Here is a 16,528-nt window from a genome sequence, read left to right on the forward strand (position 1 = left end):
CAGACATTCAGCCGGCGGGGTGTCAGGGGCTCAATCGCACATGCCGCCCCAGTTGATCAAACAGCGTCACCACCGAGCGCAATGCCCGGCAATCGGGGCGCGTCAGCAGCCATAGCGCCGTGTCATGCCCCGCCAACGCGGGGCCCAACGGTTGCAGGCGTTCATCCAACAGAAAGTCCGGCAGCGCCGCCACGCCCAGCCCCGCCCGCACCAGTTCGGTGACCGACAACATGCTGTTGCAGCGATAGCTGGGACGCACGCCCGGCAACTGCGCACGGCGCCAGGCGACGGTGGGGTGATCGGGCAGGAAGTCATCCGGCGCGATCCAGGCCAACTCCGCCAGCTCGCGTCCTGCGTGCTGACGCGCAAAATCTGTGCTGGCGCACACCTGATACTGCACGGTGCCGAGGCAACGCCCTACCAGATGCTCCGGTGGTGTCCGGGTCAGGCGCAGGGCGATGTCGGCATCGCGGCGGCTGAGGTTGGCGAAATCATTCGAGGTGCTCAGCTCCAGGGTCAGCGCCGGGTAATCCGGCATGAACTGCGCCAGCGCCGGCAGCAACAAGCCTTGCAGCACCGAGTCGGTGCAGGTCAGGCGCACCGTGCCGCTGATCACTTCACCGCCCTGTTCCACGCCGATGCGCGCGGCCTCCAGGGCTTGTTCGGCGCGTTCGGCCTGCTGCGCCAGGTGGCTGGCCAGGCTGGTCGGCAGGTAGCCGGCGCGGCTTTTTTCAAACAACGTCTGGCCCAGCGCAGCCTCCAGCCGCCGCACGGCGCGGAACACCGTCGACACATCCACCCGCAACAACGCCGCCGCCCGCGCCAGGCTGCCACCGCGCACCAGGGCGAGGATCAGCGACAAGTCGGGGTAATCGATCTGATAGTGCGCAGCTGCATTGAACATGTGGGTAAACGCCAATATTGATTGCGTGAACGCCAATCTATAGTGCGCACCAGGACACGACAAGCCAGGGGAAGCCTCAAATGAAAGCCAGCACGCTGCACCTCGCCCTGATCGGCGATTACAACCCCGATGTGATTGCGCACCAAGCCATTCCCGTGGCGCTGCAACAGGCCGCCGACGCCTTGGGCCTGACGGTTCACCTTCAATGGCTGGAGACCGACACCCTCAGCGCCACCTCCGAACTACAAGGTTTCGATGGTTTTTGGTGCGTGCCCGCCAGCCCGTACCGCGACACCGATGGCGCACTGCACGCGATCCATTTTGCCCGCGAACAGCGGCGCCCTTTCCTCGGTACCTGCGGCGGCTTTCAACACGCGGTGCTGGAATATGCCCGCAATGTGTTGGGCTGGGCCGATGCCGAACACGGCGAGTTGGTCCCGAATGCCCAACGTGCAGTGATCGCGCCACTGAGTTGCGCTCTGGTGGAGGCCAGCGACACCGTGCGCCTGGCCGCCTACACCCGTATCGCCGACGCCTACGGCACACTCGATATTCATGAAGGCTATCGCTGCCGCTACGGCATCAACCCCGACTTCGCCAGCGCGCTGCTGGAAGGCGCTCTGATCCCCAGCGGCCACGACTCGGCCGGCGACCTGCGCGCCGTGGAGCTGCTGGACCATCCGTTCTTCGTCGCCACCCTGTTCCAGCCCGAACGCGCCGCGCTCCAGGGCGTCACGCCGCCGCTGGCGATTGCCCTGCTCAAGGCCTGCCAGGAGACCTCGGTATGATTGCCCACACCCCCGCCCCGCCTTACTACGCGGTGATTTTCAGCTCACTGCGCACCGCCGGTGACCACGGTTACGGCGAGGCGGCCACACGCATGCTGGAACTGGCGCGTGAGCAACCGGGCTTCCTCGGGGTTGAATCGGCGCGGGAGGATGGCGTGGGGATCACCGTATCGTACTGGCGCAGCGAGGCCGACATCCTCGCCTGGAAACAGCAGGCCGAGCATCGGGCGGTACGCGAGCAGGGGCGTTCCACCTGGTACTCGGCGTTTCACACACGCGTGTGCAAGGTGGAGCGCGCCTACGCGTTCCCGCATTGAGAGGCGACCGCAAGCCCTCGCACAGGTGATCCTCAGCGACGAGACACAGGCTGTCGGGCTAGCTGACGAGGCTGCGCAACGCACTGATCTGCGGGATCTCCACCCGCCGCATGTACACACGCAGCGGCTCGGTGATGTTGATGCGGTCGTCGATGTTCTGATCGAGCAGCAATTGCAGGCGCTCACGGGACAACGTCATGGCGTGCTCGGGGGCCGGTAGCCAGACAAATTCGGCAGTGGGGATGATGCCGTCATCGGCCACGTCCATGCCGAAGGAGTCTTCGCTGAAACGCACGATGTACTGGCCGGTCTTGCGGTTGAGGCCGACAAAACCGTGAAGCTGGTCGGCGGCCTGGCAGATAAGCTCGGAGGTGATGCGCATGGTAAACCTCACTGAAAAGTCCCACAGGGACTGGAAAGATGGTTTACACGCGTGGCGGAAAGTACTGCCCTCTTACGGGGCGGTTTGCGGCAAGAGTACTGCAAAGTCGCGCAAAAAAACCCAGAAAATTGGCGCGTGCGCACGTTAATGTCGGTTTGGTGATAGCGCCTTGCGTTATCAATTGTTAAAAAGGAGGCCTTCTCAAAGCTCTCTCCACGAAAGGACTCCGCATATGCCTGTCACGTTTACCAACGGCCCGGTGCCCGCCACTATAGGGAGCGCCTTGCTGCTCGCCCTGATGCTCGGCCTTGGCCAGGCGCAGGCTGCCGACCCGATCAGCCCGGCTGAATTGGCAACTAACGAAGGCATTCCCTACCCTGCCGTGATCGCCCACCGTGGTGCGTCCTACGACGCCCCTGAGTCCACCGCTGCCGCCTACAAGGTCGCACGCGACCTGGGCGCCGACTACCTGGAGTTGGACCTGCAGCGCAGCAAGGACGGCGTACTGTTCGCCCTGCACGACAACAACCTGCAACGCACCACCGACGTGGCCACCAAGTTCCCCGAGCGCAAAGACGCCCCGGCCAACGAGTTCACCTGGAAAGAACTGCAAACCCTCGACGCCGGCAGTTGGTTCAACGCCGCCTACCCGGACCGCGCACGCCCCGGCTTCGTCGGCCTGAAGATCCTCAGCCTGGACGACATCATCAAGATCGCCGAAGGCAACCCGCAGCACAAACCGGGCTTGTACATCGAAACCAAAGAGCCCAAGCAATTCCCGGGCATCGAAGCCGACCTGAAAAACAAGCTGCTGGATAAAGGCTGGTTGAGCTCCGCCGGCTCCAAACTGGGCAAGAGCAACACCGGTGTCGGCCAGGGCAAGGGCCGCGTGGTGCTGCAAACCTTCGAAACGGCCAGCCTGAAAGAGCTGCAGAAAGAGATGCCGAACACCCCGAAGATCCTGCTACTGTGGGTAGGTGAAGGCAGCATCGAGCCGAAATCCAAGCAAACCTTCGCCGAATCCGGCGAACCGACCAAGGCGGCTTACTACGCCAAGCAAGAACCGAAAGACGCCGCCGAGTTCGAAAAATGGCTCGACGAAGCCAAGAGCCTCGGCGCCATCGGCACCGGCCCGTCGGCGGAGCTGACCGCCCACGGCGACCAGAGCTACACCGACCTGGTGAAGCCTGAAATGAACACGCTGACCCACGACAAGGGCCTGCTGGTGCACGTCTACACCGTGGATGAACCCGTGGACTTCGAGAAAGTGATGAAAAACGGCGTCGACGGCATCTTCACCAACCGCGCCGCCGAACTGCTGAAGTTCTACAAGCGCTGGCCGTCGTCCAGCGTGCAGGATTTGCTGAACGACCATAAGTACTGAATAAGTCAGTGTGCCATTAAGGATGAATTAAGTTGCGCTGGTTAATCTGGCGCCACTTAAACAGCTCACCAAAAAAGGATACACACCATGAAAACCTTGACCGCTCTGTTCGCAGCGACTGCCCTGACCCTGACCGCCGGCCTGGCCCAGGCCGATGTCCGCCCGGATCAAATCGAAGGTCTGCTCAAATCCGGTGCCGTAATGCCTTTCGAGAAACTCAACGCCGCCGCCGTGGCCAAACATGCAGGCGCCAAGATTACCGACACCGAGCTGGACCACAACAACAGCGGCGTGCTGGTCTACGAAGTTGAACTGACCGACACCGCCGGCAAGCGCTTTGAAGTGAAACTCGACGCCAAGACCGGCACCGTACTGGAAGACAAGCAAGACACCTGAGTAAAAACCTAAAAAACGCGCCACCTTCGGGTGGCGCGTTTTTTTATGGCCGCCTGATCAAGCGCCCAGTCGCGCCGTCACCTCGTTCAACTCGCCGGACAAACCACGCAGATTCTGGCTCGCCGCTTCGGTGCGCTTCACGTTGTCGAGGTTGGCGGTGGCCACGGTGGTGATCTGGGTGATATTGCGCGAAATATCCTCGGCCACCGACGTCTGCTCCTCGGCCGCCGTGGCGATCTGGCGGTTCATGTCGCGAATCGCTTCAATAGCCTGGGTGATGTGAGCGAGCATCGCGCCGGCCTGGGTGACTTTTTCCACGCTGTCATCGCTGCACGACTGGCCCGTGACAATCGCCTCGGCCGCATCGACCGCGCCGGTTTGCACGGCCTGGATAATCTGGTTGATCTCGATGATCGACGCCGCCGTGCGTTGCGCCAGGCTGCGCACTTCATCGGCCACCACCGCGAACCCACGCCCCGCCTCGCCTGCCCGTGCCGCCTCGATCGCGGCGTTGAGCGCCAGCAGGTTGGTCTGCTCGGCGATCCCGCGAATCACTTCCAGCACTTTACCGATGCGCACACTGTCGGTTTCCAGACGGCGGATGATAGTGCCGGTGTTGAGGATCTCAGTGCGCATCTGGCCGATGGTGGCGATAGTGACTTTCATCACTTCGCCGCCCTCGCGGGCCGAGTGGTCCGCATCATCGGCCGCATGTGAGGCACTGGCGGCGTGACGCGCCACTTCCTGGGCGGTGGCCGACATTTCGGTCATGGCCGTGGCCACCTGGTCGGTGCGGCTGAATTGATCATGGGTACCGGTCGCCATCTGCCCGGCGATCGAATTCAACTCACTGCTGGCGCCGACCAAGTCAGTGGCACTGCGCTGCAGGCGGCTGAAGGTTTCGGCCAAAAAGTCGCGCAAGGTGTTCGCCGCCTCCGCCAACTGCCCCAGTTCGTCCTGGCGACGACTGGCGACACGCTCGGCAAAACGACCGTGGCTCAGTTGGCTCACATAGCCGATCAAACCTCGGATCGGCAGGATCAGGTTGCGGTTGATCAACCACAGGCTGAACAAGCCAATCAACACGCCGGACAGCAACATAATCGTCAGGCCCACCATCACCGTGCGCTCGACATGGGCGCTGATGGTCTGGGATTGTTGGGTGCTTTGGGCGCGCAAGTCGCTGACCAGGGCGCTCATCTGTTCACTGGCGGCGCGGTCCACGCCCTTGACCGCGGTGTCGCCGACGCTCGGGTCAGCGCCGGCGGCCACGTAGGCATCGCGCCCCTTCTGGTAGGAAACGCCAAGCTGCTGGTGTTCTTGACGCAGGTTCTGGATCCGCTGGTTCAGCGCCGGGTCACCGGCAGTCTGGGTGACCAACCGCGCGAGAATGCCTTGTACATCGCGTTGCCGGTCCTGGAACTGGCCCCAGTATTTCTCCAGGTCCTGAGGCTGTTTGCCGCGTAACAGCACGTTTTTCCATTCCTGCACCTGCACCTTGAACTGCAGGTTGGCCTCATCGATCAGCTGTGAAGTGAGCAACGGCCCTTCGAGCAAACTGCGGTAACTCTGCACCCCGTTGGAGAGGAAGTTGAAACAGGCCAGGGCGATCAATAACATCGCCAGCAGGCTGCCACCGAGTAGCGACAAAATCTGTGCCCGCAGGGATGTTCGCAAAAAAGTCATCGGAAAAAGCCTCGAAACAAGGAAAAATGCAAATACGTCATGACTTCCCTGTCATCAAAGGTGCCGCCATCCGCAGCGGTTCTTGTGCTCTGAATCGGCCGTTCTAGACGCTTCTTGAGCCCACTTCGACAAGCGGTCAATAAAGTGTCACCAAAGCGAAACAAGTCGAAAACCGTCACAAAACTGTCAAACTTCCTTGCAATGATTCGCCCACGCGAACCTGTGAAACGTCCTACAGGTCCTTTCTCTGTGAGACGCCATGAACCACAGCATCGACCACAGCCACCAGGATTCCGATCTGTTTGGCTTGCTTTACGGTTTCCGTTTTCGCCCTGGCGAGAAAGGTGAGCAAATTGACTCAGCCACCGCCCTCCAGGCCTTGCAGCAACCGCAAGACCCGGAAGAGTTTCTATGGCTGCACCTGAACCTGGCCCACGCCGGATGCGAGCGCTGGATGCAGGCGCACCTGGCCTTGCCTGAAGAGTTTTTCGAAGCCCTGCATGAGGGCTCGCGCTCCACCCGTATCGAACACGTCGACTCGGCCTTGCTGGCGGTGGTCAACGACGTGGTGTTCAATTTCAGCAGCATGGTCTCGTCGGATATTTCCACGTTGTGGGTCTGCGCCCGCAGTCGCTTGCTGATCAGCGCGCGCCTGCAACCGCTGCACTCGGTGGATAAGTTGCGCTCATCGGTAAAAGCCGGTGAACGCTTTCGCTCGCCGCTGGAGTTGCTGGTGCACCTGCTGCGCGACCAGGGCGAGGTGCTGACGCAGATCGTGCGCAAGACCAGCATCAGCGTCGACCATATCGAAGATCAATTACTCTCCTCGCGCTTGTCCACCAACCGCGCCGAGCTGGGCGCCATGCGCCGGGTGCTGGTGCGCCTGCAACGCCTGCTGGCGCTGGAGCCGGGCTCGCTGCTGCGCCTGCTCAACCGCCCGCCGCAGTGGTTGCAAAAGGAAGACGTCAAGGAATTGCGCAAATCCACCGAGGAATTTGCACTGATCATCAACGACCTGACGGCCCTGGGCGAACGCATCAAGTTGTTGCAAGAAGAAATCGCCGCCAACCTCAACGAACAAAGCAACCGCACACTGTTTACGCTGACGGTGGTGACGGTGCTGGCATTGCCGATCAATATCATCGCCGGCTTTTTCGGCATGAACGTGGGCGGGGTGCCGCTTTCCCAAGATCCGGAAGGCTTCTGGATTCTGGTGGCGCTGGTCGCGACCTTCACCTTGATTGCCGGGCGCTGGGCCTTCAGAAAGCGCACAGACTACTGAAGCTGAAATGCGCTGAACACCTGTGTGCGGGCTTGCTCGCCCGCACATTGACGTGTGGTGTTTATCGACCAGCGGCCAATCCAATCAGCTAAACACTGACCTATCGCAGCATCTCCGTCACATTCTGCAATGATCATGGGCGACATCCTCCCCGATACTGGATGCTGCGGCATGGCCACCCCTTCCCTGACTGCTTCAACGCATACGTCATCCGTTGATACCCAACCCAGGCTGGACAAAAAACCCGGACTGGTAACGGTGATCATCTTCTTCGCCGTGCTCGCCATGGGCCTGTTGTTCACCGCCTACAGCCTGATGCATGACATGCGCGAATTGGGCACGGTGGTCACCACCTGGACGCCGTTCCTGCTGCTGGGCGTGGCACTGCTGATTGCCCTGGGTTTCGAATTCGTCAACGGCTTCCACGACACTGCCAACGCCGTGGCGACGGTGATCTACACCAACTCGCTGCCGCCGCAATTCGCGGTGCTGTGGTCGGGTTTTTTCAACTTCCTCGGGGTACTGCTCTCCAGCGGCGCAGTGGCGTTCGGCATCATTGCCCTGTTGCCGGTCGAGCTGATTTTGCAGGTGGGTTCCTCGGCCGGTTTCGCGATGATCTTCGCCCTGCTGATCGCGGCGATCCTGTGGAACCTCGGCACCTGGTGGCTCGGCCTGCCGGCCTCGTCCTCCCACACCCTGATCGGTTCGATCATCGGCGTCGGCGTGGCCAATGCCCTGATGCACGGGCGTGATGGCACCAGCGGCGTGGACTGGAGCCAGGCGATCAAGATCGGTTATGCCCTGCTGCTCTCGCCGCTGATCGGCTTCGCGTTTGCCGCGTTGCTGGTGCTGGCCTTGCGCGCGTTCGTGAAAAACCGCGCACTGTACAAGGCGCCGAAAGGCGACACCCCGCCGCCGTGGTGGATTCGCGGCATGCTGATCGTCACCTGCACCGGCGTGTCGTTCGCCCACGGCTCCAACGACGGGCAAAAAGGCATGGGCCTGATCATGCTGATCCTGGTCGGCACCCTGCCAATGGCGTATGCGCTGAACCGCGCCATGCCCGCCGAACAATCGCTGCAGTTTGCCGCGGTGGCCGAAGTGACCCAGGTCGCACTGATGAAAAGCGCGCCGCAAGCGCTGCCGGGCGACCCGCGCCCCATCCTCTCGACCTACGTGCGCACCAAGGACGCCACGCCCGAGTTGATCCCGGCCCTCGCCGCCCTCGCCGGCCAGATCGGTGACGAAGTCAAAGGCTACGGTTCTTTGGCCAAAGTCCCCGCCGAGGCCGTCCGCAACGTGCGTAACGACATGTACCTGACCAGCGAAACCATCCGCTTGATGGACAAGGCCAAGGTCGGCAATTTCGACGCCGACACCCAAGGCAAGCTGCAATTGTTCAAGCAGCAGATCGACAACTCCACGCGCTTTATTCCGCTGTGGGTGAAGATCGCCGTGGCCATCGCGCTGGGGCTCGGGACCATGGTCGGCTGGAAGCGCATCGTGGTGACCGTGGGCGAGAAGATCGGCAAGACACACCTGACATATGCCCAAGGCGCCTCGGCCGAGACGGTGGCGATGCTGACCATTGGCGCCGCGGATATGTTCGGCTTGCCGGTGTCGACCACCCATGTGTTGTCGTCCGGCGTGGCGGGTACCATGGTGGCGAACGGTGCGGGTTTGCAGATGAAGACCATCCGCAATTTGCTGATGGCCTGGGTGTTGACGTTGCCGGCGGCGATTCTGCTGTCGGGTAGCCTGTACTGGCTGTTCACCCAGATCTTCTGACACACCGCAGAATCAAATGTGGGAGGGAGCTTGCTCCCTCCCACATTTTGTTTGGTGGTGTTTCAGGTACTGAAGAGTCCGGCCATTGCCTTCAAGCGCTTCTTGTACACCCGCCGCGCCTCCAACGCCTGCTCCAGGCTGACCGCGACAAACCCCGCCCGCTGGTTCGGCTGCATCTGCCCGATCAAGTCCAGGTCCGCACTGATCACCGTGCCGATCATCGCGTAGCCACCGCCCGACACCGCGTCCCGATGCAGCACAATCGGCTCCAGCCCGGCCGGCACCTGGATCGAGCCGATCGGGTAGCAACTGTCGACGATGTTCGACGGATCGGACCCCGCACCAAACGGCTGCTCCCGTGGCTGAAAGCTCAATGCACTGCCGCCCTTGAAGCGATAGCCGATACGGTCCGCCTCGGAACCCACCGTCCACGGCTCGGCAAAAAAGCTGCTTTTGGCCGCCGCCGTCAGGCGTTCGTAATACAGGCCGGGCACCACGCGCAAGGTCACATCGCCGCCAACTGAACGGCGCAAGGCCATCGGTAAACTGTTGCCCGCCCGCCCCTGCCCAGTGGGCTCGCCAATAGGCAGCTCATCCCCCGCCTGCAAGCGCCGCCCGTGAAAACCGCCGAGTGCGCCGAGGGTGTAGGTCGAGCGACTGCCGAGCACCAACGGCACGTCGATGCCGCCGGCGACCGCCAGATAAGCGCGCGCACCGGCCTTGGGAAATTCAAAGCGCAACACCTGCCCGGCGCGCACGTGGAACGCGGTGTCCTGGTGGACCACTTCACCGTCCAGGTGCGGCGACATCAAGGCGCCGCTGAGTGCGACCAAGGCGTCCGCTTGAAATTCCAGCTCGGGGCCGATCAGCGTGCATTCGAGGCCGGCCGCGCCCGGCGGGTTGCCCACCAAATGGTTGGCCGCGCTCAGCGCGTACTGGTCCAACGCGCCCGATGGCGGAATGCCCAAGTGGTAGTAGCCTTCGCGGCCAAGATCCTGCACGGAGGTGGCGAGGCCGGGTTTGAGCACCTTGATCATGCCAGCGCCTCCTGCAGGGTTTTCGGGTAGCCGATGGGGTCGGCGAGAAACGCATCCAGGGAAAATTCCAGCGGGCGGATGCGCAGGTCGAAACGTCCTGCGTCGACCTCGGCGACGGCTAGGTCGTAGGCCGCACGGTCAATCGGTTTGAACTGCACAATGTCGCCCGGCCGGAAGAACACCATGTGGTCCTTGAGGTAGGCCAACTGCTGCGCCGGGTCGTAGATCGGGGCCGGGGTGACGCCGAACATCTGGTAGCCACCGGCGCCGCGCACCGAGTAGATACAACCAAAGCAGCCGCCATGGCCGAGGGTCAGTTTCGGCGTGTCGGTGCGCGGGCGCAGGTACTTGGGCACCTGCAACTGCCGTTCGCGCTCGACCATCTGGAACATGAACGGCAAGCCCGCGACAAAGCCGACCATCGACACAAACCACGGCGCGCCACTGTGGGCCGCGATGAAGGCGTCGACATCGGCCAGGCCGTTGATCCGCGCTGCGTATTCCAGATCGGTGCCGCTGGGGTCTTGATGGCGGTCGCGAAAGCGCATCAAGGTTTCGTGGGTCCAGGGGTCGTTGTAGAGCACCGGGATTTCGATGATGCGCGTGTGCAAGGTGCGTTCGGCCACGGCCTGGGCTTCGGCGCTTTGCACCGCGTCGAGCAGCACATGGGGCGCAATGCGGTCCGGGTCGAAGCGGATCTGGAAGGAGGCGTTGGCCAGGCATACATCCAGCACACCGTCCAACGCCAGGCGTTCCACGGCGCGGGTCACGGCCATGCCTTTGAAAAAGGCCTGCAGGGACATGCTGTCGCTGACCTCGGCGAACAGGTGTTCATCGGCGCCGAAGCTGTAGCGGATGGGGGGCGTTTCAGCCATGTCTGTTCCTCTTGGAATCGTTATAGAAAGGCAGGCAAAAAAGTGTCGGTTCGATCTTATTTGGGTGTTCTGACCACAATGCCCGCTTGGTCCAGGGCTTCACGGGTCGCTTCGACCAATTCCAGGGCGCCGGGGGTGTCGCTGTGCAGGCAGATGGAATCGAATTCGATAAACAGGTCTTCGCCTTCTACGGTGCGTACAAGACCCGTCTGACAAGCCCGTAGGACCCGCGCCGCGACGGTGGCAGGGTCCAGCGCGCGCACTGTGCGGGTGAACACGATGGAGCCGCTCAGGTCGTACTCGCGGTCGGCGTAAAACTCGCGCACCACCGGCTGCCCCAGTTCCTTGGCAATGCGCCAGATCACTGAATTCGGCATGCAGTACAGCAACAGCGTCGGCTCGATGACTTGCAGGTTTTGCACCAACAGCCGCGCGGCGTCTTCATCGCGGGCCAGGTGCATGTAGAGCGCGCCGTGGGGCTTGATGTGTTGCAGGGGCACGCCCTGGGCGCGGGCGATTTCGCGCAGGGCGCCGAGCTGGTAGAGCATGTCGTCCACCAGTTCCTGGGCCGGCGCGTGAATATGGCGGCGACCGAAGCCCACCAGGTCACGAAAGCCCGGATGAGCGCCGATGGCGACCCCCAGTTGCTTGGCGCGTGCGACGGTGCGGCGCATGGTGCCGGGATCGCCGGCGTGGAAGCCGGTGGCGATATTGGCCGAGCTAATATAGGCCATCAGCTCCGAATCGACGCCATCGCCGATGGTCCAGGGGCCGAATCCTTCGCCCATGTCTGAATTGAAATCCACTGCCCGCATGAAAAGGCGCTCCGCCAAAGGTGATGCTGAAAAGTAGGCTGCGGCTTGACCCCTTGGGAAGATCTATTATCAGATGACCTATCTTCTGAAAAACAGATATCGCCATGTCGCTGACCTTGCGCCAAATCCGCTACTTCGTCGCCACCGCCGAGATCGGCCAGATTTCCCAGGCAGCGATTCACCTGAACATCTCCCAGTCGGCCGTGACCACGGCGATCAAAGAACTGGAGGCGATGCTCGGCGTGCAGTTGTTCGTGCGCACCGCGCACGGCATGAACCTGACCGACGCCGGGCGGCACTTTCTCAACCGCGCCTATGTGATCGTGCGCAGTGTCGACGACGCGCTGAACAGCCCGCTGCCTGACTACCGCGCCAGCGGCGTGCTGCGGGTCGCCGCCAGCTACACGGTGCTCGGTTACTTCCTGCCGCACCACCTGCAGCGCATGGAACACTGGCACCCGGACGTGACCATCGAGGTGTTCGAGCAGGAGCGCCAGGCCATCGAACACGGCCTGCTCGACGGCCAGTTCGACATGGCCGTGGTGCTCACCGCCAACCTCACTCACCCGGACATCGTCTCGGAAATTCTCTTCAACTCCGAACGCCGCCTGTGGCTGCCCAGCCATCACCCGCTGTGTGAACGCGGCGCCGTCAGCCTGGCGGATGTGGCCCGTGAGCCCTACATCCTGCTGACCGTCGATGAGGCCGAACACAGTGCCATGCGCTACTGGGAACAGGCCGGGCAAACGCCCCAGGTGCGGCTGCGCACCAGTTCGGTGGAAGCGGTGCGCAGCATGGTCGCCAATGGCAGCGGCGTGGCGATCCTGTCGGACCTGGTGCATCGGCCCTGGTCCCTGGAAGGCAAGCGCATCGAAACCCTGACCGTGACCGACCCGGTGACGCCCATGAGCGTCGGCCTGGCCTGGCACCGCGAGCGCGCATTCACCCCGGCGATGCAGGCGTTCCGGGACTACTTCCACGACGCCTTCCTGGCCCCGCAGCAGTTGTCGGCGCGGCGTTAGAGCTGGGCTTGCAGCGTCGCGGCCAACCAGTCCATGAACACCCGCACCCGCAGCGGTAAATGGCGCTGCCCGGCGTAGAGCAGGGACACGTCCAACGGCGGCGCCGGGTAATCCGGCAGGACCGCCACCAGTTCGCCACTAGCCAATTGATCGCCAATGCCCAGGGCCGGCACCTGGATGATCCCGAAGCCGCCCAGGCAGGCGGACTTGTAGGCATCGGTGCTGTTGACCGTGACCCGCCCGGCCATGGGCAGGCGCTGCACCTTGTTGCCCTGCAGGTATTCGAACCCCGCCGAGCGCGAACCCAGCGGGCGCACGTAATGCACCAAGTGGTGGTCGGCCAGGTCTGCCAGGGTCTGCGGCACGCCATAGCGCTGCAGGTAGCCGGCGCTCACGCAGTTGATCATCGGCATGCTGCACAACAACCGCGCGACCACCGACTGGTCTGGCTGCGCACCGACGCGCAGCACGCAATCGAACCCCTCGGCCAGCAGGTCGACCTGACGGTCGGTGGTGCTGATTTCCAGCTCGATCAACGGGTGCGCGTCCATGAAGTGCGGCAGGCGCGGCAGGATCAAATCCCGCGCCATCATGGTCGGCAGGTCCACCCGAATGCGCCCGGTCAGTTGTGTTTCGTCCTGACGAAACAAGCCTTCCAGTTCCTCCATGTGCGCGAGCAAGTCCTTGCTACGCTCATACAGCACGCGACCGTCCTGGGTCGCCTGCACCTTGCGCGTGGTGCGCTGCAACAGGCGCGCGCCGAGCAGTTCTTCCAGCGCCTGCACATGCTCGGACACGGTGGAACGCGGCAGGCCCAGGCTCTCGCCGGCGCGGGTAAAACTCGACAATTCGGTGACGCGCACGAAGGTGCGCAGCAACTCCAGTTTGTTCATGGGATTGTTCGCCTTATCCGGCCAGTGATTTCGCTTTACCGCTGTTTATCACGTTACAGGCGGACAAATACACTCATTCCCTCGATCACCTCAGAGGACTGCACCATGACCCGTAAAATCGCACTGATCACCGGCGCCAGCCGCGGCCTGGGTAGAAGCGCCGCGCTGCGCCTGGCCGCCCAAGGCGTGGATATCATCGGCACTTACCACAGCCAGGCGGATGAGGCCCAGGCGGTGGTCGCGCAGATCGAACAATGGGGCGGCCGCGCCGCCATGCTGCAACTGGATGTGAGCCAGAGCGCAAGCTTCGACGCGTTCGTCGAGGAAGTGGCCGGCGTGCTCAAGCGTGTTTTCGCACGGGATGACTTCGACTTTCTGATCAACAACGCCGGCATCGGCATCCACGCCAGCTTTGCCGAGACCAGCGAAGCGCAGTTCGACCAACTGGTCGCGATTCAATTCAAAGGCCCGTTTTTCCTGACCCAGAAACTGCTGCCGCTGATCCGTGACGGTGGCCGCATCCTCAATATCTCCAGCGGCCTCGCCCGTTTCAGCCTGCCCGGCTATGCCGCGTATGCGGCGATGAAAGGCGCCATGGAAGTGCTGACCCGCTACCAGGCCAAAGAACTCGGCGCGCGCGGTATCAGCGTGAATATCCTCGCGCCGGGCGCCATCGAAACCGACTTCGGCGGCGCCGCCGTGCGCGACAACGCCAACCTTAACGCGATGGTCGCCAACAACACCGCCCTGGGCCGCGCCGGGTTACCGGATGATATCGGCGGGGCCATTGCCAGCCTGCTGGCGGACGGCAGCCACTGGATCACCGGCCAGCGGATCGAGGCGTCGGGCGGCATGTTTCTGTAGGAGCTTTTCGCGCACCACGTCGTAGCCCCAGTGGTACACGTAGGTGTACGGCAGGAAAAACAGCAACACGCCGATATCGAGGATAAACGCCTGCAGCAGGCTGATGTTCAGCCACGCGGCAATCAACGGCACGCACACCAGGACCAGCCCGCCTTCAAACAGTAAGGCGTGCAGCACCCGGGTCCAGCTGTTGTTGGCCAGTTGCAGGCGTGCCTTGAGGCGGTCGAACAGGCCGTTGAAAATCACGTTCCAGGTCAGCGCCATCAGGCTGATCGCCAGGGTGACCATGCCCATTTCCACGGCGGGCTTGTCCATGATCCACGCCAGCAACGGCGTGCAGATCAACAACGCCAGGGCCTCGAAACCGATGGCCTGGCACACGCGTTCAGTAATCGACTTGGTAGGGTTCATGACCCGGCTCCGTGAGTGACTGTGGTTGCCATCATTGCGCTTTGTATCGATACTTCATAATCAATAACCATCGATCAAGGCGATAGTCATGGCCTCCCATGAAGTGCTCCAGGCCTTTGTTCAGGCCGCGACCCAAGGCTCGTTTTCGGCGGCGGCGCGCAAGTTGGGCAAGAGCCAATCCACCGTCAGCGCGGCGGTGGCGAGCCTGGAGATTGACCTCGATGTGCTGCTGTTCGACCGCAGCAGCCGCAAGCCAACGCTGACCGCCGCCGGCCATGTGCTGCTGCAACGTGCCGAGCAGGTGCTGGAGGCGAGCAGTCGGCTGGAATTGGCGGCGAGCCAGCTATCCCAGGGGTTGGAGCCGAAGCTGAGTATCGCCATGTCCGATACTTACCAGTCCGACCGATTCGAGATCGCCCTCAGTGCCTTTGAACAGCGCTACCCGGACCTTGAACTGGAATGTTTGATCGCCGAATGCGATGACTTGATCGCCCTGGTGCAAAGCGGCCGGGCGCAGATCGCGTTTATCGAGAAGCAGGAAACCTATCCGCCGGACCTGACCTGTTCACCGGTTGAAGAACGCACGGAAATCGCGCTGTTCGTCTCGCCCAAACACCCGTTGGCGCAGCAGGACAACATCAGCGTCCAGGCCTTGCAACAACACCGGGAACTGCGCCTGGCGAGCATCATCAACCCCAACGAAACCCGGGCAGCCGGACGGGTGTGGTCGGCGCCCAGTTATCTGATGCTGATGGAGATGGCGCAGTTGGGGTTTGGCTGGGCGCCGATTCCGCGCTGGCTGGTGGAGCGTTTTGGCGGTGGCCAGTTGGTCGAACTCAAGGCGCGCAGTTGGCCGCGCTCGGTGGCGGTGGATGCGCTGTGGTCGCGGCAGCATCCGCCGGGGCCGGCGGGGAGTTGGTTGTTGGGCAAGATGCTCGACTGAGCCCGTCCAGGCCATGCCGATCAAACGGTGGGAGGGCTGTGGATAATTGCGGCGCGTCGGTGCCAGCAGGTGCCATTCGCGGATCACCACTCCCGCACGTTCCGCCGCCAGTGACTGCGGCAAACACCCCACTGAAAACCCATTTCGCACGGTGCAAACCCGATAGACTGCGCCCTTCTTTGCAGCCGTTCGGACACTCCGATGCAAACCCGCCTTGTCGCCTACGAGGCGCTGAATGCTGTGCAAACGCAGCAAGTCGGCGCCATCGAAGTTCACCCTGAGCAGTTGCCGTTTTGCGGCGACATGTATTGCGCACTCAACACCCTGCTGGTCAACCCAAGCCCCGGCGTCAAGGGCTTCGTGCTGCTGGCCGACGATATTCCCGTGGCCTTCCTTCTGCTCAAGCGCCCGCCGTGCCTGCCCCATTGGGCCGATGCACACAGCGCCACGCTGCACGCGTTACAGGTGGACCGAACCCAGCAGGGCCGGGGATTTGGCAAAGCCTGCTTGCAGGCGCTACCCGACGCCGCGCTTCAGGCCTGGCCGCAGATCAAGGCGCTGGAATTGTCGGTGGACACCCACAACGTCGCGGCGATGGGCTTGTACCTCGGGCTTGGCTGGGTGGATCGCGGGGAGGCGTATAAAGCGCGGGTTGGGTATGAGCGCAGGTTGAGTTGGGGGTTTGGTCGGGATGGTCTTGACACACCTTAAATGTAACGTATACATAACCTATCAAATCTA

The 16,528-nt window shown here is 62.5% G+C and carries 18 protein-coding genes and 1 pseudogene; 10 read left to right on the forward strand and 9 right to left on the reverse strand.

Features of this window, described 5'->3' with window-relative positions:
- Nucleotides 1-22: 22 nt before the first annotated feature.
- On the reverse strand, nt 23-904 hold the full coding sequence (locus MOQ67_RS24805) for a LysR family transcriptional regulator (protein WP_448675656.1): 882 nt from the start codon (nt 902-904) through the stop codon (nt 23-25).
- An 80-nt stretch (nt 905-984) separates the two neighbouring features.
- Here MOQ67_RS24805 and MOQ67_RS24810 point away from each other — a divergent pair, with 80 nt between their 5' ends.
- Nucleotides 985-1,692, forward strand: a complete 708-nt coding sequence (locus MOQ67_RS24810) for a CTP synthase C-terminal region-related (seleno)protein (protein WP_321848749.1) — start codon at nt 985-987, stop codon at nt 1,690-1,692.
- Nucleotides 1,689-2,009 (forward strand): antibiotic biosynthesis monooxygenase family protein, encoded by a 321-nt coding sequence (locus MOQ67_RS24815; RefSeq protein ID WP_253398314.1) that lies wholly within the window; start codon nt 1,689-1,691, stop codon nt 2,007-2,009. Before MOQ67_RS24810 ends, MOQ67_RS24815 begins: the two co-directional genes overlap by 4 nt.
- A gap of 58 nt (nt 2,010-2,067) precedes the next feature.
- Here the strand turns inward: MOQ67_RS24815 and MOQ67_RS24820 are convergent, their stop codons facing one another.
- Nucleotides 2,068-2,391 carry a DUF2025 family protein gene (locus MOQ67_RS24820; protein WP_247407529.1) on the reverse strand — a complete coding sequence of 108 codons (324 nt, stop codon included), beginning with the start codon at nt 2,389-2,391 and terminating at the stop codon, nt 2,068-2,070.
- A gap of 232 nt (nt 2,392-2,623) precedes the next feature.
- Here MOQ67_RS24820 and MOQ67_RS24825 point away from each other — a divergent pair, with 232 nt between their 5' ends.
- Nucleotides 2,624-3,775, forward strand: a complete 1,152-nt coding sequence (locus tag MOQ67_RS24825; RefSeq protein WP_321848752.1) for a glycerophosphodiester phosphodiesterase family protein — start codon at nt 2,624-2,626, stop codon at nt 3,773-3,775.
- Between the two features lie 87 nt (nt 3,776-3,862).
- Nucleotides 3,863-4,171 carry a PepSY domain-containing protein gene (locus MOQ67_RS24830; protein ID WP_253398317.1) on the forward strand — a complete coding sequence of 103 codons (309 nt, stop codon included), beginning with the start codon at nt 3,863-3,865 and terminating at the stop codon, nt 4,169-4,171.
- A gap of 57 nt (nt 4,172-4,228) precedes the next feature.
- Here the strand turns inward: MOQ67_RS24830 and MOQ67_RS24835 are convergent, their stop codons facing one another.
- Together MOQ67_RS24835 and MOQ67_RS24840 are read right to left on the reverse strand one after the other, a co-directional pair.
- The gene (locus tag MOQ67_RS24835) at nt 4,229-4,996 is read right to left on the reverse strand and encodes a methyl-accepting chemotaxis protein (RefSeq protein ID WP_448675957.1); all 768 of its coding nucleotides are present in this window, start codon (nt 4,994-4,996) and stop codon (nt 4,229-4,231) included.
- Between the two features lie 165 nt (nt 4,997-5,161).
- Nucleotides 5,162-5,857 (reverse strand): annotated as a pseudogene (locus MOQ67_RS24840) (methyl-accepting chemotaxis protein); the annotation flags it as partial.
- 259 nt (nt 5,858-6,116) lie between these two features.
- Here MOQ67_RS24840 and MOQ67_RS24845 point away from each other — a divergent pair.
- Nucleotides 6,117-7,139, forward strand: a complete 1,023-nt coding sequence (locus MOQ67_RS24845; RefSeq protein ID WP_253398321.1) for a transporter — start codon at nt 6,117-6,119, stop codon at nt 7,137-7,139.
- Nucleotides 7,140-7,310: 171 nt separating this feature from the next.
- Nucleotides 7,311-8,927 (forward strand): inorganic phosphate transporter, encoded by a 1,617-nt coding sequence (locus tag MOQ67_RS24850; protein ID WP_448675657.1) that lies wholly within the window; start codon nt 7,311-7,313, stop codon nt 8,925-8,927.
- Between the two features lie 62 nt (nt 8,928-8,989).
- Here MOQ67_RS24850 and MOQ67_RS24855 read toward each other — a convergent pair whose 3' ends face one another.
- Genes MOQ67_RS24855 through MOQ67_RS24865 form a run of 3 tightly spaced genes read right to left on the reverse strand, consistent with a single transcriptional unit; the run spans nt 8,990 to nt 11,654 of the window.
- The gene (locus tag MOQ67_RS24855; protein ID WP_253398326.1) at nt 8,990-9,964 is read right to left on the reverse strand and encodes a 5-oxoprolinase subunit C family protein; all 975 of its coding nucleotides are present in this window, start codon (nt 9,962-9,964) and stop codon (nt 8,990-8,992) included.
- Nucleotides 9,961-10,839, reverse strand: a complete 879-nt coding sequence (locus tag MOQ67_RS24860; RefSeq protein WP_448675658.1) for a 5-oxoprolinase subunit B family protein — start codon at nt 10,837-10,839, stop codon at nt 9,961-9,963. The genes MOQ67_RS24855 and MOQ67_RS24860 overlap by 4 nt, the downstream gene beginning before the upstream one ends.
- A gap of 56 nt (nt 10,840-10,895) precedes the next feature.
- A complete protein-coding gene (locus tag MOQ67_RS24865; protein ID WP_253398330.1) occupies nt 10,896-11,654 on the reverse strand; it encodes a 5-oxoprolinase subunit PxpA in 759 nt (252 codons plus the stop codon).
- Nucleotides 11,655-11,758: 104 nt separating this feature from the next.
- Between MOQ67_RS24865 and MOQ67_RS24870 the strand changes: the two genes are divergently transcribed.
- Entirely contained in the window at nt 11,759-12,676 is a 918-nt protein-coding gene (locus MOQ67_RS24870) for a LysR family transcriptional regulator (RefSeq protein ID WP_321848759.1), read from the forward strand.
- Here the strand turns inward: MOQ67_RS24870 and MOQ67_RS24875 are convergent.
- Nucleotides 12,673-13,569 carry a LysR family transcriptional regulator gene (locus MOQ67_RS24875; protein WP_321848761.1) on the reverse strand — a complete coding sequence of 299 codons (897 nt, stop codon included), beginning with the start codon at nt 13,567-13,569 and terminating at the stop codon, nt 12,673-12,675. The two genes, MOQ67_RS24870 and MOQ67_RS24875, sit on opposite strands and share 4 nt — an antisense overlap.
- Nucleotides 13,570-13,674: 105 nt before the next feature.
- Between MOQ67_RS24875 and MOQ67_RS24880 the strand changes: the two genes are divergently transcribed.
- The gene (locus MOQ67_RS24880) at nt 13,675-14,433 is read left to right on the forward strand and encodes an SDR family NAD(P)-dependent oxidoreductase (protein ID WP_448675659.1); all 759 of its coding nucleotides are present in this window, start codon (nt 13,675-13,677) and stop codon (nt 14,431-14,433) included.
- Here the strand turns inward: MOQ67_RS24880 and MOQ67_RS24885 are convergent.
- Nucleotides 14,332-14,844 (reverse strand): multidrug/biocide efflux PACE transporter, encoded by a 513-nt coding sequence (locus tag MOQ67_RS24885; RefSeq protein WP_448675660.1) that lies wholly within the window; start codon nt 14,842-14,844, stop codon nt 14,332-14,334. The two genes, MOQ67_RS24880 and MOQ67_RS24885, sit on opposite strands and share 102 nt — an antisense overlap.
- An 88-nt stretch (nt 14,845-14,932) precedes the next feature.
- On the opposite strand from MOQ67_RS24885, the gene MOQ67_RS24890 reads away from it, so the two are divergent.
- Complete coding sequence (locus tag MOQ67_RS24890) at nt 14,933-15,787, forward strand: LysR family transcriptional regulator (protein ID WP_253398340.1); 855 nt, start codon at nt 14,933-14,935, stop codon at nt 15,785-15,787.
- A gap of 201 nt (nt 15,788-15,988) precedes the next feature.
- Nucleotides 15,989-16,498, forward strand: coding sequence for a GNAT family N-acetyltransferase (locus MOQ67_RS24895; protein WP_448675661.1), 510 nt, complete (start codon nt 15,989-15,991; stop codon nt 16,496-16,498).
- The last annotated feature ends 30 nt before the right edge of the window (nt 16,499-16,528 follow it).

The organism is Pseudomonas sp. LY-1 (assembly GCF_053502595.1).

Excerpts from the sequence above, each read along its gene's own strand:
- MOQ67_RS24805 (WP_448675656.1), bottom strand. The coding sequence starts at position 904 with ATGTTCAATGCAGCTGCGCACTATCAGATCGATTACCCCGACTTGTCG.
- MOQ67_RS24810 (WP_321848749.1), top strand. The coding sequence starts at position 985 with ATGAAAGCCAGCACGCTGCACCTCGCCCTGATCGGCGATTACAACCCC.
- MOQ67_RS24815 (WP_253398314.1), top strand. The coding sequence starts at position 1,689 with ATGATTGCCCACACCCCCGCCCCGCCTTACTACGCGGTGATTTTCAGC.
- MOQ67_RS24820 (WP_247407529.1), bottom strand. The coding sequence starts at position 2,391 with ATGCGCATCACCTCCGAGCTTATCTGCCAGGCCGCCGACCAGCTTCAC.
- MOQ67_RS24825 (WP_321848752.1), top strand. The coding sequence starts at position 2,624 with ATGCCTGTCACGTTTACCAACGGCCCGGTGCCCGCCACTATAGGGAGC.
- MOQ67_RS24830 (WP_253398317.1), top strand. The coding sequence starts at position 3,863 with ATGAAAACCTTGACCGCTCTGTTCGCAGCGACTGCCCTGACCCTGACC.
- MOQ67_RS24835 (WP_448675957.1), bottom strand. The coding sequence starts at position 4,996 with ATGGCGACCGGTACCCATGATCAATTCAGCCGCACCGACCAGGTGGCC.
- MOQ67_RS24845 (WP_253398321.1), top strand. The coding sequence starts at position 6,117 with ATGAACCACAGCATCGACCACAGCCACCAGGATTCCGATCTGTTTGGC.
- MOQ67_RS24850 (WP_448675657.1), top strand. The coding sequence starts at position 7,311 with ATGGCCACCCCTTCCCTGACTGCTTCAACGCATACGTCATCCGTTGAT.
- MOQ67_RS24855 (WP_253398326.1), bottom strand. The coding sequence starts at position 9,964 with ATGATCAAGGTGCTCAAACCCGGCCTCGCCACCTCCGTGCAGGATCTT.
- MOQ67_RS24860 (WP_448675658.1), bottom strand. The coding sequence starts at position 10,839 with ATGGCTGAAACGCCCCCCATCCGCTACAGCTTCGGCGCCGATGAACAC.
- MOQ67_RS24865 (WP_253398330.1), bottom strand. The coding sequence starts at position 11,654 with ATGCGGGCAGTGGATTTCAATTCAGACATGGGCGAAGGATTCGGCCCC.
- MOQ67_RS24870 (WP_321848759.1), top strand. The coding sequence starts at position 11,759 with ATGTCGCTGACCTTGCGCCAAATCCGCTACTTCGTCGCCACCGCCGAG.
- MOQ67_RS24875 (WP_321848761.1), bottom strand. The coding sequence starts at position 13,569 with ATGAACAAACTGGAGTTGCTGCGCACCTTCGTGCGCGTCACCGAATTG.
- MOQ67_RS24880 (WP_448675659.1), top strand. The coding sequence starts at position 13,675 with ATGACCCGTAAAATCGCACTGATCACCGGCGCCAGCCGCGGCCTGGGT.
- MOQ67_RS24885 (WP_448675660.1), bottom strand. The coding sequence starts at position 14,844 with ATGAACCCTACCAAGTCGATTACTGAACGCGTGTGCCAGGCCATCGGT.
- MOQ67_RS24890 (WP_253398340.1), top strand. The coding sequence starts at position 14,933 with ATGGCCTCCCATGAAGTGCTCCAGGCCTTTGTTCAGGCCGCGACCCAA.
- MOQ67_RS24895 (WP_448675661.1), top strand. The coding sequence starts at position 15,989 with ATGCAAACCCGCCTTGTCGCCTACGAGGCGCTGAATGCTGTGCAAACG.